15 protein-coding genes are annotated in these 12,782 nt (G+C 67.4%); 1 reads left to right on the forward strand and 14 read right to left on the reverse strand.

All coding sequences use genetic code 11. From position 1 onward, the window contains the following. The first annotated feature begins 59 nt into the window (after nt 1–59). Entirely contained in the window at nt 60–674 is a 615-nt protein-coding gene (locus BN1263_RS18675; protein ID WP_058983460.1) for a LysE/ArgO family amino acid transporter, read from the forward strand. Here BN1263_RS18675 and map read toward each other — a convergent pair. The 14 genes from map to BN1263_RS18745 all read right to left on the reverse strand — a co-directional run bounded on the left by map (nt 671) and on the right by BN1263_RS18745 (nt 12,781). Next, nucleotides 671–1,453 (reverse strand): type I methionyl aminopeptidase, encoded by a 783-nt coding sequence (map, locus tag BN1263_RS18680; RefSeq protein WP_186008994.1) that lies wholly within the window; start codon nt 1,451–1,453, stop codon nt 671–673. The genes BN1263_RS18675 and map overlap by 4 nt on opposite strands. Nucleotides 1,454–1,463: 10 nt before the next feature. Then, nucleotides 1,464–1,676, reverse strand: coding sequence for a ParD-like family protein (locus BN1263_RS18685; protein WP_019659200.1), 213 nt, complete (start codon nt 1,674–1,676; stop codon nt 1,464–1,466). A gap of 68 nt (nt 1,677–1,744) precedes the next feature. Next, a complete protein-coding gene (locus BN1263_RS18690) occupies nt 1,745–2,104 on the reverse strand; it encodes a bleomycin resistance protein (RefSeq protein WP_058983315.1) in 360 nt (119 codons plus the stop codon). Nucleotides 2,105–2,246: 142 nt separating this feature from the next. After that, the gene (locus BN1263_RS18695; protein WP_058983317.1) at nt 2,247–3,131 is read right to left on the reverse strand and encodes an arginase family protein; all 885 of its coding nucleotides are present in this window, start codon (nt 3,129–3,131) and stop codon (nt 2,247–2,249) included. A 3-nt stretch (nt 3,132–3,134) separates the two neighbouring features. Continuing rightward, nucleotides 3,135–4,199 carry a GNAT family N-acetyltransferase gene (locus BN1263_RS18700; RefSeq protein ID WP_058983319.1) on the reverse strand — a complete coding sequence of 355 codons (1,065 nt, stop codon included), beginning with the start codon at nt 4,197–4,199 and terminating at the stop codon, nt 3,135–3,137. A gap of 28 nt (nt 4,200–4,227) precedes the next feature. Continuing rightward, nucleotides 4,228–5,628 (reverse strand): aspartate aminotransferase family protein, encoded by a 1,401-nt coding sequence (locus tag BN1263_RS18705; protein WP_005408663.1) that lies wholly within the window; start codon nt 5,626–5,628, stop codon nt 4,228–4,230. Nucleotides 5,629–5,692: 64 nt separating this feature from the next. Next, nucleotides 5,693–6,406 carry an MtnX-like HAD-IB family phosphatase gene (locus BN1263_RS18710; RefSeq protein ID WP_058983321.1) on the reverse strand — a complete coding sequence of 238 codons (714 nt, stop codon included), beginning with the start codon at nt 6,404–6,406 and terminating at the stop codon, nt 5,693–5,695. A gap of 168 nt (nt 6,407–6,574) precedes the next feature. Next, the gene (locus BN1263_RS18715) at nt 6,575–7,783 is read right to left on the reverse strand and encodes a DegT/DnrJ/EryC1/StrS family aminotransferase (protein WP_058983323.1); all 1,209 of its coding nucleotides are present in this window, start codon (nt 7,781–7,783) and stop codon (nt 6,575–6,577) included. Nucleotides 7,784–7,793: 10 nt separating this feature from the next. Then, nucleotides 7,794–8,192, reverse strand: a complete 399-nt coding sequence (locus tag BN1263_RS18720; protein ID WP_058983325.1) for a DMT family transporter — start codon at nt 8,190–8,192, stop codon at nt 7,794–7,796. Continuing rightward, nucleotides 8,189–8,548, reverse strand: coding sequence for an EamA family transporter (locus BN1263_RS18725; protein ID WP_058983328.1), 360 nt, complete (start codon nt 8,546–8,548; stop codon nt 8,189–8,191). The genes BN1263_RS18720 and BN1263_RS18725 overlap by 4 nt, the downstream gene beginning before the upstream one ends. 1 nt (nt 8,549) lies before the next feature. Then, on the reverse strand, nt 8,550–9,386 hold the full coding sequence (locus tag BN1263_RS18730; RefSeq protein ID WP_019659191.1) for an alpha/beta hydrolase: 837 nt from the start codon (nt 9,384–9,386) through the stop codon (nt 8,550–8,552). Nucleotides 9,387–9,465: 79 nt separating this feature from the next. After that, nucleotides 9,466–10,845, reverse strand: coding sequence for a sensor histidine kinase (locus BN1263_RS18735; protein ID WP_019659190.1), 1,380 nt, complete (start codon nt 10,843–10,845; stop codon nt 9,466–9,468). Then, nucleotides 10,842–11,525, reverse strand: coding sequence for a response regulator (locus tag BN1263_RS18740; RefSeq protein ID WP_019659189.1), 684 nt, complete (start codon nt 11,523–11,525; stop codon nt 10,842–10,844). The genes BN1263_RS18735 and BN1263_RS18740 overlap by 4 nt, the downstream gene beginning before the upstream one ends. Before the next feature lie 131 nt (nt 11,526–11,656). Next, nucleotides 11,657–12,781, reverse strand: a complete 1,125-nt coding sequence (locus tag BN1263_RS18745) for a metallophosphoesterase (RefSeq protein WP_058983329.1) — start codon at nt 12,779–12,781, stop codon at nt 11,657–11,659. Between the last annotated feature and the right edge of the window lies 1 nt (nt 12,782).

Genomic DNA, 12,782 nt, shown 5'->3' on the forward strand with positions numbered 1-12,782 from the left:
GCCTGAAGGTGGCCATCGGCCGCACCCTGCGCGTCCGCCTGCTGCCTGGCCCGTTCCTGATGTGGATCACCGCTTTCGCTGCCGGGCTGTTCGCAGGCGCCGGCCTCATCATTGCCATCGGTGCGCAGAATGCCTTCGTGCTGCGCCAGGGCCTGCAGCAGCGGGACGTGGGCAGGGTGGTGCTGGCCTGCGCCGGCGCGGATATCGCGTTGATCCTGGCCGGCGTGGGCGGCATGGGCGCACTGGTGCTGCAGTGGCCGCTGCTGCTGCAGGTGCTGCGCTTCGGTGGCGCGGCGTTCCTGCTCTGGTATGGCGTGCAGGCCGGGCTGCGCGCGTGGCGCGGTGGCAGCGTACTGGCCGCCGCCGAGGCGCAGGCCGGCAGTGCGCGCCAGGTGCTGCTGACCTGCCTGGCCTTCACCCTGCTCAATCCGCACGTCTACCTGGATACCGTGGTGCTGCTCGGCAGCCTGTCCACGCGCTATCCGGGTGACCTGCGCTGGGCCTTCGGCGCCGGGGCGTGCCTGGCCAGCGTGGCGTGGTTCTGCGCGCTGGGCTATGGCGCGCGACTGTTGCAGCCGGTGTTCCGCAGGCCAGGTGCCTGGCGGGTGCTGGATGCCGCCGTGGCGGTCTTCATGTTCTGCCTGGCGACACTGTTGCTGGTGCGCCCGCTCTAGGCCGCGTCCACCGCGCACAGTGGCGCTTCGCCGGGGCGCAGGGTCAGCACGCGCACGCCGTTGCGGGTTACCGCCACCGTGTGCTCGAACTGCGCCGACAGCTTGCCGTCGCGGGTGTAGACCGGCCATTGGTCCGGCTGCTGGCGGATGGCCGGCTTGCCCTGGTTGAGCATCGGCTCGATGGTGAACACCATGCCTTCTTCCAGCACCAGGCCGGTGTTGGGATGGCCGTAGTGCAGGACCTGCGGTTCCTCGTGCATCTCCTGGCCAATGCCATGGCCGCAGTACTCTTTCACCACGCTGTAGCCGTGGCTGCGCGCGTGGCGGGCAATGGCGTGGCCGATGTCGCCCAGGCGCGCGCCGGGGCGCACTGCGGCGATGCCTTTCCACATCGCCTGGTAGGTAGCCTGAACCAGCCTGCGCGCGGCGTAGTCGACCTCGCCCACTAGGTAGGTGGTGCTGGAGTCGGCGATGTAGCCGTTCTTCTCCAGGGTGATGTCGAGGTTGACGATCTGGCCGTTGCGCAGCACGTCGGTGGTGCTGGGCACGCCGTGGCAGATCACGTTGTCGATCGAGGTGTTGAGCACATACGGGAAGCCGTATTGGCCCTTGCTGGCCGGCCGCGCCTGCAGCTCGTCAACGATCATGCGCTCGACGAAGTCGTTGATCTCCATCGTGCTGCGTCCTTGCAGCGGCAACCGGTCGAGCGCGGCGAACACCTGCGCCAGCAGGCGCCCGGATTCGGCCATCAGCTCAACTTCTTCCGGCCGTTTGATGATGCCCATGGACTCAGGCCTGACCTGGCGCCAGCAGCGGCGGCTGCACACCGGCCGCGCGCAGCTCGCTGGCGACGATGTCCTGGAAGCTCAGCGTGGGGTTCATTTCGCACAGCATGCCGACCCGGATCCAGAAATTGGCCTGGGCGTTGATCGAGCGGCTGGAAACGGTGCAGGCACGGCGCAACTGGTCGTGCAGGGTGTCATCGATGTTGACGATGCCCATGGGCGGTCCTGGAGTGGTGAATATACGAAGCGTATATGTTTCGTATATCCATCTCAAGCCGGCGTCGTTCAGTCCAGGTGGGTGGCAAAGCGCAGGCGGTTGCCGTCGGGGTCGCGCAGCAGCATTTCGCGGCTGCCCCAGTCGGTGTCATGCGGCGGCTGCTCGATCGCCACGTTGGCGGCGCTGAAAGCGCGGTACAGGGCGTCGACGTCGTCGACGATGAAGTACACCGCGCCGCCGACTTCACAATCGCCGCTGTGCTCGGTGAGGAAGATCGTCTGGCCGTCGCGGGTGAGCTGGGCGAACAGTGGGAAGCCTGGTTCGAAGCGGTGTTCCCAGTCGACCACGAAACCCAGCCCCTGAACGTAGAACGGCAGGGTGGTATCGGCGTGGCGCATGCGCAGTTGCGGGATCACGGTCTGGGGCATGGCGGCGGCTCTTGGGGGCAGGAGCCCAGTGTAGTGCCGGCCGCTGGCCGGCATTCCTGTGAGCCCGGGAACAACGAGGTTGCCGGCCAGCGGCCGGCACTACCGAAGCCACGCCGGCCAACGGCCGGCATTACCGACGCGGTCAGCAGGCCGTCGGTGTGGCGGCGATTGCCGCCAGCAGTTCGCGGTTCACCTGCTGGTGACGCGCCTGCCAGACAGGAAGATCATCGGCGCTGATGTCCGGTTGGCCATCCAGCGACGACAGCCAGCGCTTGAAGCGGCTCTGGTAGTTGGCCAGCGACACTTCGCCTGTGATGTCACTGCCGACCAGGCCACCGGCGCGCAGTGCTTCGATCACCACCAGTGCGTGTTCCAGCTGGAAGCGGCCCTGGTCCCAGTTGCTGCGCGCAACGTCCTCGGCGAATACATCCTTGTCGATCGACAGGTAGGTCGGCTGCGGGGACGTGGCCTGTTCGGCAGCGAACGCGGCCACCAGGGCTTCGGGGTGCTCGAAGCGGCGGAAGGCGTGGCCCATGCCGAGGCGATGGCCCCAGCCCACGTCCACATCCATGCACCAGTAGGTCAGGCGCCCGCCCATCAGCGGGCGCCAGTGGTTCTCCCAGGCGTGGCCGAGGCCGATGTCCCTGGAGGTGATGCCCAGCACATGGACATGCGAGATCTGCGGCACCTTGCTGGCCGCGTTCACCCAGGAACCGCAGTGCATGCCGAAGGGGAAACGCATGTTGTCCGGATGGTTGTCCAGCACCACCAGCTGGAACGGCGCCTGCGCGCGCATGCGGCGCAGCAGCGGCAGGCTGAGATGATGGAAATCACCACTGCCAAGCATCACCGTGCCGAGCTGGGCCGGCAGCGGTGCCAGCACTTCGGCGGCGAAACGGTCCAGGGTGGCATTGCTGCAGGCGAAGCGCAGCGGATCGTGCCACTGCGGCAGGGCCAGGATCTGCGCCCGGGGCAGCGGCAGCACGCCACCGTCCAGGTCCAGGATCAGCGGCGAACGCACCGGCATCGTTCAACCGCCTCCATCAGGTTCGCCCTGCAGGTACGGGGCCAGCCTGCGAAGGGCGGCACGCAGCAGCGGGGAACGGGCATGGATCGCATGCCGGGTGGAGGTGAAGCGCGCACCCAGTTCGGCCTTGATGCGCGAGTCGGTCCAGCCGGCCACGTAGTGGCTCAGGCCGTGCTGCAGGGCGTACTCGATGTTGTGCATCCAGCTGACCGCGTACAGGTTATGCTCGCGCGACTGCGGATAGGCCAGGCCGATGTATTTGTCCACCAGCTTGCCCGCATGCACGTAGCACAGGTTCCAGCCGATCAGATGGCCCTGGTGGCGGTACAGGAACATGCGGCCCTGGCCTTGGCTGTCGGCCAGCAGGTGCTGCAGGTAGGGCAGGTCGAGCTGGTCGAAGTGCACCGCGCTCTGCGCATACACGCCCAGGTACAGCGCATACAGTTCGGCCTGCAGCTGTGGGTCGGCCAGGGCCGGATCACCGGTGGCGATGCAGTCGATCTGCAGCTCACCGCGCGAGCGCAGCTTGCGCCGGATGTTCTTGCGGCGCGAGGACGACAGGCGGCCGAGATAGCCATCGATCGAATCGAAATCGATCGCCACCCAGGCCAGTGGCATGCCTTCCAGTTCAACGAAGCCGCGCGCCAGCAATGCCTGCAGGAAGGTAGCGCTGTGCGCATTGGCCGCGTCGTCCAGCAACGGTGAATCGATGGCCAGATCCTTCACCACCAGCAGCCGGGTATCGCCGATCGCGTGACGCGTCACGTCCTCGGCCAGTGCCTCCGGCGCGACGTGTGCCGGCAGCGGGGTGTACTCGGTACTGGTGGCACCGACGAAGCGCGTCTTCCAGGTGATCCACGGCCGCCACAGGCGCGACAGCGGCAGGCCGAGCAGCTTGCTGCGCAGCACGTCGTCCATCGTGGTGGTCAGGTCGAGTGGTGCACGGAAGGTCGGCAGGCCGCTGGGAAGGCGGCCTGCCTCGAAACCGAGCGGCGGGTGGGCCAGGAAGCCCTCCAGCAGCGCGGCCGGTTCCAGCGCGGTGCTGGATGCACGTGACGTCATCTCCATCGGCACGGGAACCGGCTGCGCATCGAACTCAGCCCTTGGCCTTGGTCAGCGCCTGGTCAAGCAGGGTGATCGCCAGGTCGATCTCTTCGTAGCTGATGTCCAGCGACGGCGCGAAGGTGATCACGTTCTTGTACCAGCCGCCCACGTCGAGCACGAGGCCCATGCGCTTGCCGTCGTGCAGCAGGTCACCGGCCAGGCCGATGTCGACCATGCGGTCCAGCAGCTCCTTGTTCGGGGTGTAGCCGTCGGCCTGGCAGATTTCCGCACGCAGCGCCAGGCCCAGGCCGTCGACGTCGCCGATCTCCGGGTGACGCTTCTGCAGGCCACGCAGGCCGTCGAGGAAGTACGCGCCCTTCTCCGGCACGGTGCGCTCGTAATCCATTTCCTTGCCCAGCTTCAGCACTTCCAGGCCGAGGCGGGTGCCCAGCGGATTGGAGTTGAAGGTGGAGTGGGTGGAGCCCGGCGGGAACACGGTCGGGTTGATCAGCTCTTCGCGCGCCCACAGGCCCGACAGCGGGTTCAGGCCGTTGGTCAGCGCCTTGCCGAACACCAGCACGTCGGGGGTCACGCCGAAGTGCTCGATCGACCACAGCTTGCCGGTGCGCCAGAAACCCATCTGGATTTCATCGACGACCATCAGGATGCCGTACTTGTCCAGCACGCGCTTGAGGCCGGTGAAGAAGTTGCGCGGCGGGATGACGTAGCCGCCGGTGCCCTGGATCGGCTCGACGTAGAACGCGGCGTACTCGGCCTGGCCGACCTTGGGATCCCACACGCCGTTGTACTCGCTTTCGAACAGCCGCTCGAACTGCCACACGCAGTGGTCGGAGTACTCGTCCGGGGTCATGCCCTTCGGGCGGCGGAACGGGTACGGGAACGGGATGAACATCGCGCGCTCGCCGAAGTGGCCGTAGCGGCGGCGGTAGCGGTAGCTGGAGGTGATCGACGACGCGCCCAGGGTGCGGCCGTGGTAGCCGCCCTCGAAGGCGAACATCAGGCTCTTGCCGCCACGCGCGTTGCGCACGATCTTCAGCGAGTCTTCAATGGCCTGCGCGCCGCCGACGTTGAAATGCACGCGGCCGTCGAGGCCGAACTTCTCGTGCATGTCCACGGCAATGGTCTTGGCCAGCTGCACGCGGGTCGGGTGCAGGTACTGGCTGGCGACCTGCGGCAGGGTGTCGATCTGGTCCTTCAGCGCGTCGTTCAGGCGCTTGTTGCTGTAACCGAAGTTGCAGGCCGAGTACCACATCTGCAGATCGAGGTAGGGCACGCCCGCACCGTCGAACATGTAGCTGCCTTCGCCGCGCTGGAAGATCTTCGGCGGGTCGACGTAATGGACGGTATCGCCGAAGGAGCTGTAGCGGGCTTCGTCGGCCAGCAGCTGCGCATCGGAGGCAGCGGCGTCGGCGTTCTTGTCAAAAATGTTCATGCAGTTCGGTTCCGTGAAGGACGTTCGAAAGGGGGCAACGGGGAGCGTGTCTGGAAGGGAGTGCTCAGGCGGTGGCCAGCAGGGGCAGTACGATGGGCTGCGGGCTGGCGTCGAAATGACGTGGCTGCAGCAGGCTGCCATCGAACAGGCGCGGCAGCAGCGCGACTGCATCGTGGAAGGTGTCGATGGCGGCATGCGCGATGCCGGCCTTCGTGCAATGAGTGATCAGGCGGCGCTTGGCGAACACGAAGTCGGCGTCTTCAGAGACGCAGAAGTCCGAGCTGCCATCGCCGATCATCAGCACGCGCGGTGCTTCGTTGGCGCGCGCCTGCGCACCGCAGGTGCACTTGCAGGTGCCACTGCGGCAACCTTCGGCCTGGTAGGGCGATTCCAGTTCCCAGTGGTCCCCGCACCAGCGCAGGTGGTTGGCCACCACCGGCAGTCGCGACAGACCGTGGTTGGCGAGGATGCGGTGGATCGCATAGTCCAGGCCATCACTGACGATGCGCAGCGGCACGCCCAGTTGTTCGGCGCGGCTGACAAAGGCGGCGAAGCCCGGATCGATCTGTACCTGGTCCAGGTGGGCGTCGAGCGTGGCCGGGTCCAGCTTCAGCAGCCTGACCTGGCCATGCATGCATTCACGCGAGCCGATCTTTCCCGACTTCCACTGCTCTTCCAGTTCCTGCCAGCCCGGCTGGCCGTACTTTTCCAGCAGCGAGTCGATGACATCTTCCAGGCTGATGGTGCCGTCGAAGTCACACAGGATGCTCCAGCGCATGGGCAGGTCCGTCGATGAAAGAAGCGTCCGGCACGATGCCGGGGCAGGCTCAATGTAGGCAGGCCGCCTTTCGTGTTCCTTTCCTGTTGAAAGCCTGCACCGCAGGCTGGGGAAAGTGTTCAGGAATCGCGCTTGCTGAACGGGCGTAATGCCTTGGAAACCGCGGTTTCAGCGCTGCGCAGCGGCCAGCGCCCGCAGGATCTCCGCGGTTTCCTCACGGGTCTGCCAGGCGCTGTTGCCGAGGGTCAGCATGCGTGCGGCGAAGTCGCGCGCGTTCGGCATGTCGTCCTGCGGCACGATGCCGCGCAGGTAGGCGTAGTCGGGCAGGGCATGGATGAACATGCGGCTGGCACCAAGGCCGCGCGGCCACAATGCGTCCAGTGCGGCATCACGGGCGCGTTGGCTGGGCATCAACAGCATCAGCATCGGCCAGGTGCCGCCGGTACCGGCCAGGCCGTCAACCACCTCCACCGCCGGCAGTTGTGCCAACTGCACGCGCAGCTGCAATGCGCGCAGTCGTCCAGCCTGCAGGAACGCAGGCAGCCGCCGCGCCGCGTTGGCACCGATGTTCTGCCGCCAGTGGCTGACCCGGTGCTGCGGTATGTCCAGCGGGAAAATGTCACCGACCGCTTCTTCCAGGTCGCCGCGCTGCAGCGCGTTGCGCAGGGGATTGCCGTACACCAGCGACAGCAGCGAGGGCCGGTAGCAGGCGGCAAGGCCGAGCAGCTGCACGCTGCGAAGCAGCTCCCAGCGCAGGCTGGAACGCACCTGTTCGGCGGCATGTTCGGCCAGCGCGGCGCGCAGCTCGTCATCGCGGCTGACCAGCAGGCCGCCTTCGTGCAGGCTCAGCCCCTTGCCGGCAGCGAGGCTGAAGAATCCAATGTCGCCACGCAGGCCGACGCTGCTGTTGCCGATCCGGGCACCCAGCGCCTGTGCGGCATCTTCGATGACCTGGGTGCCGGCGCCGCGTGCGATGTCGCAGGCCTGTTCGACATCGGCGATGCGCCCGCCCAGGTGGGTCGGCAGGATCGCCAACGTCCGTGCGTCGGCCAGGCGCGAGAGCTGTGCCGGATCAAAGTCGAAATGGCCACGCCGGGTATCGCACAGCTGCACGCGCAGGCCGAGGCTGTGCACCGCGATCGGCACCAGCGGGCAGGTGTAGGCCGGCATGATCACTGTGTCGCGCTTTGGCGCGCGCTTGCGCAGCGTGCGCAGCGCGATCAGCAGCGCGTGCGTACCGGAGCAGGTCAACTGCAGCGGCGGTGTACCCAGCTGGCCCGCCAGTACTTCGCGCAGGTCACCGCCACCGGGAAGGAAGTCGCGAGCCCGGATCGGCAGGCCGGCGGTGGGCGGCAGTTCGCGCGCGAACAGGTTCATCGCAACGCGCTCATGGCGTGCTTGCGGCGGGGCTGTGCGGGTCGTCCGCTTCGGCACGGCCCAGGCAGACGATGCCGGCCACGATCAGGACCGCACCAAGCAGATGATGCAGGGTCAGCGGTTCGTTCAACAGCCACGCCGACAGCAGCAGCACGCTGATCACTTCCAGGTGCGAAGCCGCGAACGCCGGACCGATCGGCGCATGCCGCAGCAGGCTCATCCAGGTGAAGAACGCCCCCACGTAGCCGAGGATGGCGCCGTACACCCACGGCTGCGACAGCACGCGCAGCAGCCACGCCGTGTTGGCCTCGACCGGCAGCGCGGCGTCGCCGGCATATTTGAAGCACAGCTGGGCCAGTGTGTCGAAGGCCATCAGCAGCGGGAAGCCGATTACATACAGGCGCCTCATGAGCCGGCCCCCACCACCGCCACGCCTGCGGTGACCAGCAGCATGCCGGTTACCCGCAGCGGGGTGAGCTTTTCGCGGAACAGGACGCGGCCGGCGATCATCAGCGCGACGATGTTGATCGAGCCAAGCAGCACGCCCTTGGACAATGGAACCAGCGACAGGAACGCAATCCAGGCGACGAACTCAAGCACGTAGCAGGCGATGCCGATCCACAACCAGGGGCGGCTGAGCATGTGTTTCCAGCGTTGCAGTCCCTCACCCTCCTGCGGATCGCTGGCGGCGGCCTTGAAGGCGAGCTGGCCACCGGTATCGAGTACCACATTGGCCAGCCACAACAGCGTGGCAAGTGCCCCCATCTCAGGCCACCGCCTTGAGCGCGCCGCTGCGTTCGCCGATCCCGGCGAAGAAGCGCGCGCTGCGGCGGATCACCTCTCGACGTTCGCGGTCGATGGTGATCATGTGGTAACTGTCCTCCAGCACCACCAGTTCCTTCGGGCCGCTGACCCGCGACATCACCAGTTCGGCATTTCCCATGCTGGCCACGTCGTCCTCGCGGGCGTGCATCACCAGGCATGGTGCGGTGACTTGGTGCAGGTGGCGGCGGGTCCAGTTGCTCAGCGCACGCATCTCGGCCAGCGCGTGCCAGGGATTGCCCGGCAGGCCGGCGGCGGCGCTGTCGCCGGACAGCATGGCGGCGCTGACCTGCGCACGGAGGCGCTCGTCGCGAAGGCCGTACGGCGGTTCTTCCATGAACATGCGGTCGCGGCCGATGTTGAAGCGTTTGAACCAAGGCAACAGGAACGAAAGGCGGGCGACGGCGGGAATGTTCCAGCCGTCGTAGCGGAACGTGGCGCCATATACGCCGACGCCGGACACCCAGTCCGGTCGTCGGGCAGCAAGTGCCAGCGACAGCACCGCGCCCATCGACAGGCCGCCCACGAACAGCTGGTCGACCTTGCCGCGCAGGGTGGCCGCCGCATCCTCCACGCCCTGGTACCACTGTTCCCAGGTGGTCGCCAGCAGGTCATCCACGCTGCCGCAATGGCCGGGCAGCTGCACGCCGTGTACGGTGAAGCCGGCGTTGTTCAGGCCCTTGCCCAGCATGCGCATTTCCGCCGGGGTACCGGTCAGGCCATGGACCAGCAGCACGCCCTGGCGGCCACCGGGGAGGAAGAAGTCGTGCGATTCGGTCACCTGGCGGCTCCGGGACGGCAGTGGGGAGGGTCAGGATCGCAAGCGCGATTTTCGCCAGCCTTTCAGCGTCCCGGCCGGGTCAGGATGCCTTCAGCAGCGGCAGCGAGATGGCGACCTTCAGTCCACCACCGGGCCGGTTGAGGAAGCTCAGGCGGCCGCCGAAGTGTTCCACCGCTTCGTGGGCGATGGCCAGGCCCAGGCCGGTCCCGCTGGCAGTGGTGCCGGGGGCGCGGAAGAAGCGCTCGCCCAATCGTGGCATCAGCTCCTCGGGTACGCCGGGTCCGTTGTCCTCCACGTACAGTTCGACGTCATTGTCATCCAGCGCATGCACGCCGACGGTGACGGTCGCACCGCGGCCGGCATAGCGCAGCGCATTGTCGATCAGGTTGTCCAGTGCCTCCTGCAGCTGGGCACCGTTGCCGAGCACGCGCAGAGGGTGGGGACTGCCGAGGTAGCCCAGGTCGATGCCGTCGCGGATCGCTTCGGGCACGCGCATGCCGACCCACTGTGGCACCCGTTCGCACAGGTCCAGTGCCTCCACGGTATCGGGCACGGTCTGCGCCCGGCTCAGCGCCAGCAGCTGGGTGCTGACCCGCGCGGTGCGCTGGTTGAGCCGGCGGATGTGCTGCAGTGCCTCGCGCACCGTGTCCGGGTCGCCATGCGCCAGTGCCTGGTCCACGTGCAGGGCCATGCCGGCCAACGGCGAGCGCAGCTGGTGCGCGGCGTCGGCGATGAAACGGTTCTGCAGGGTGATCATTTCCGCCTGGCGGGCAAACAGATCGTCGATGGTGCTGATCAGCGGCTGGATCTCCTCCGGCACGTCGGCGTCGGAGATCGGCGCCAGTTCGCCGCGGCGCTGTGCCAGGCGGGTCCTCAGCGGGGTCAGGATGCGCAGGCCATGGGTCACCCCGAACCAGACCAGCGCGGCGGTGCCCAGCGCCAGCATGGTCATCAGCGGGATGATGATCATCAGGATCTCTCGCGCGCGCTGGCGTCGTTCGGCCATGCTTTCGGCCACCGTCACCGCCAGCTGGTCCTGCGGATCGTTCATCGCACGCGTGCAGACGGTGGCCATGCGCACCGGCTGGCCGTTGAGAATGCCGTCGTACAGGGTGGGGTCCACGCCGGTGCATTCCTGCGAAGGCGCGTAGGCACTGAAATCGGCATTGCCGCTGAGTGTCCCCTGGCGGCTGCTGTCGACGTTGAAATAGCGATGGCCGTCGGGCTCGTACTCGATCAGGAAGCGCGCCTGCGGTGACAGCTCGCTGGTCACCGGCATGCCGCTCAGCATCTGCGCGAAGGAGTGCGTGTCGTCGATGAGGTTGCGGTCGTGGATGCGGTTGGAGTAGTCCAGCGCAACGTAGTAGGCCAGGATCGTATTGAAAGTGAGCAGGGCCAGCATCGGCAGCGCCAGGAAGGCAAGCAGGCGCCGGCGCAGGCTGGGCGGTCCACTGATCACGGGGCGCTGTCGTCCTGCGCGTCTTCCAGCATGTAGCCCAGCCCGCGCACGGTGCGGATGCCCATGCCGCCGGGCTGCAGCTTGCGGCGCAGGCGGTGCAGGGCGATGTCCAGGCCGTTGTCGGTCAGGTCCTGGCCCCAGTCGCACAGCGCTTCCACCAACTGCGCGCGCGATACGATGCGCTCGGCGCGAACGGCCAGCGCCGACAGCAGGCCGAACTCGCGTGCGGTCAGTTCAAGTGATTGGTCGTCGATCCAGACGCGGTGCCCGGCCAGGTCCAGGCGCAAGCGGCCGACGCGCAGGTCCGGATTGCCATTGCTGGTGACCCGGCGCAGCTGTGCTCGCACGCGGGCTTCGAATTCGTCCAGTGCGAACGGCTTGACCAGGTAGTCATCGGCGCCGAGGTCGAGCACGCGCACGCGCTCGGCCAGGCCGTCACGCGCGGTCACCACCAGCACCGCCAGGCCATCGCCGCGCTGGCGCAGTCGTTGCAGCACGTCGCGGCCATCCAGTTGCGGCAGCCCCAGGTCCAGCACCAGCAGTGCGTACTGGGTCGAGCCCAGTGCTGCATCGGCGTGCGCACCGTTGTCGACGTGGTCGACCACGTGCCCCTGCCGACGCAGCGAGGCGCACAGGCCCGAGGCGATATCCGGGTCGTCTTCAGCAATCAGAACGCGCATGCGCGGGGCTCCTGTAACGGTCAGGCCCACCGGATGGACGGGGTGGGCCTCTCGGCTGCCGAGGGTAGCCGCAAACCGGCTGCAGGTGGAGCGCGTCGGCACCTCCCGGCACCGTCGCGCTGTCCCTCCATTCAGTCCTGCAGCCCCGGCTCACCCGGCGCCAGCGGTACCCGGGAGCCATCCAGCAGGCCACGGCTGAGCTTGCCATCCTCGATGAACAGCAGTTCGCCGTTCTCGCCGTTCTTGATGCTGCTGTCGATGGCGATCACGCGGTCGCCGTGGAAGCTGCTGACGTGCGGCATCGAGGTGTGGCCGACCACGATGCGGGTGAGCTGCAGGCGGTCGAGCACGGCCTGTACCCCCGCGGTGTCGAGGCGGCCATCGAAATAGCCGCGGTACCAGATCGGGCTGGTCTTGCTGTCATACAGCGGTGCCGTGGCCGGGTCGGCCTTCACTTCGGCCTTGGGCAGGCCCAGCGAGGCCTGATAGGCCGCGTTGGTGCGTGCCGGGTCCAGCGCCAGCTGCACCGCCTCGGGCGAGATGCCGCCGTGCAGGAACAGGGTATCGCCGATCTTCAGCAGCACCGGGCGGGTGCGCAGCCACTGCCCGATCACCGAGTCGACGCCATACAGCTGCGGGTAGCTGCGACCGAGCAGCTGGACGCTGCGCAGGTATTTCGGGTTGACGTAGCGCAGGTCGTCGTACAGCACCATGGTTTCGTGGTTGCCGAGCACGAAGTGCACGGCGCCACCGGCGGCCGCCTGCTGCTGCACGCCGTACAGCAGCCAGAACGCCTCGGTCACCTGCGGGCCGCGGTCGAACACATCGCCGGCGATGATCAGGGTGTCGGTGCCCAGCGCCCAGCGGTCCTGCGCATCGATCACCTTGTTGGCGCGCAGCAGGCGCACCAGCAGGCCGTACTGGCCATGGATGTCCGACAGCGCGACGATGCGCGGTGCAGCCGGCAGCACGGAAATCGAAGGTGCATTCGGCGCGGCCACATGTACGGTGTGCTCGTAGCCACAGCGCGGCGCGATATCGGTGCCCGTCGTGTTGATGGCCAGCGTGCGCGACTCGACCTTGTCGTCGCAGATCCACTTGGCCTCCAGCTGGTCGCCCTGGCGGAACACATAGGGGCCATCGGCCTGTACGTGGTCGGCGGGCGCGGCAACCTCACGGGCCTGCGTGCCTGCTGTGGGGCAGGCCAGCAGCGGCAACAGCAGGGCGGTCAGCAGGGAAGGGCGACAGCGCGGCATC

The organism is Stenotrophomonas thermophila (assembly GCF_001499715.1).
Lineage (GTDB): Bacteria > Pseudomonadota > Gammaproteobacteria > Xanthomonadales > Xanthomonadaceae > Stenotrophomonas > Stenotrophomonas hibiscicola.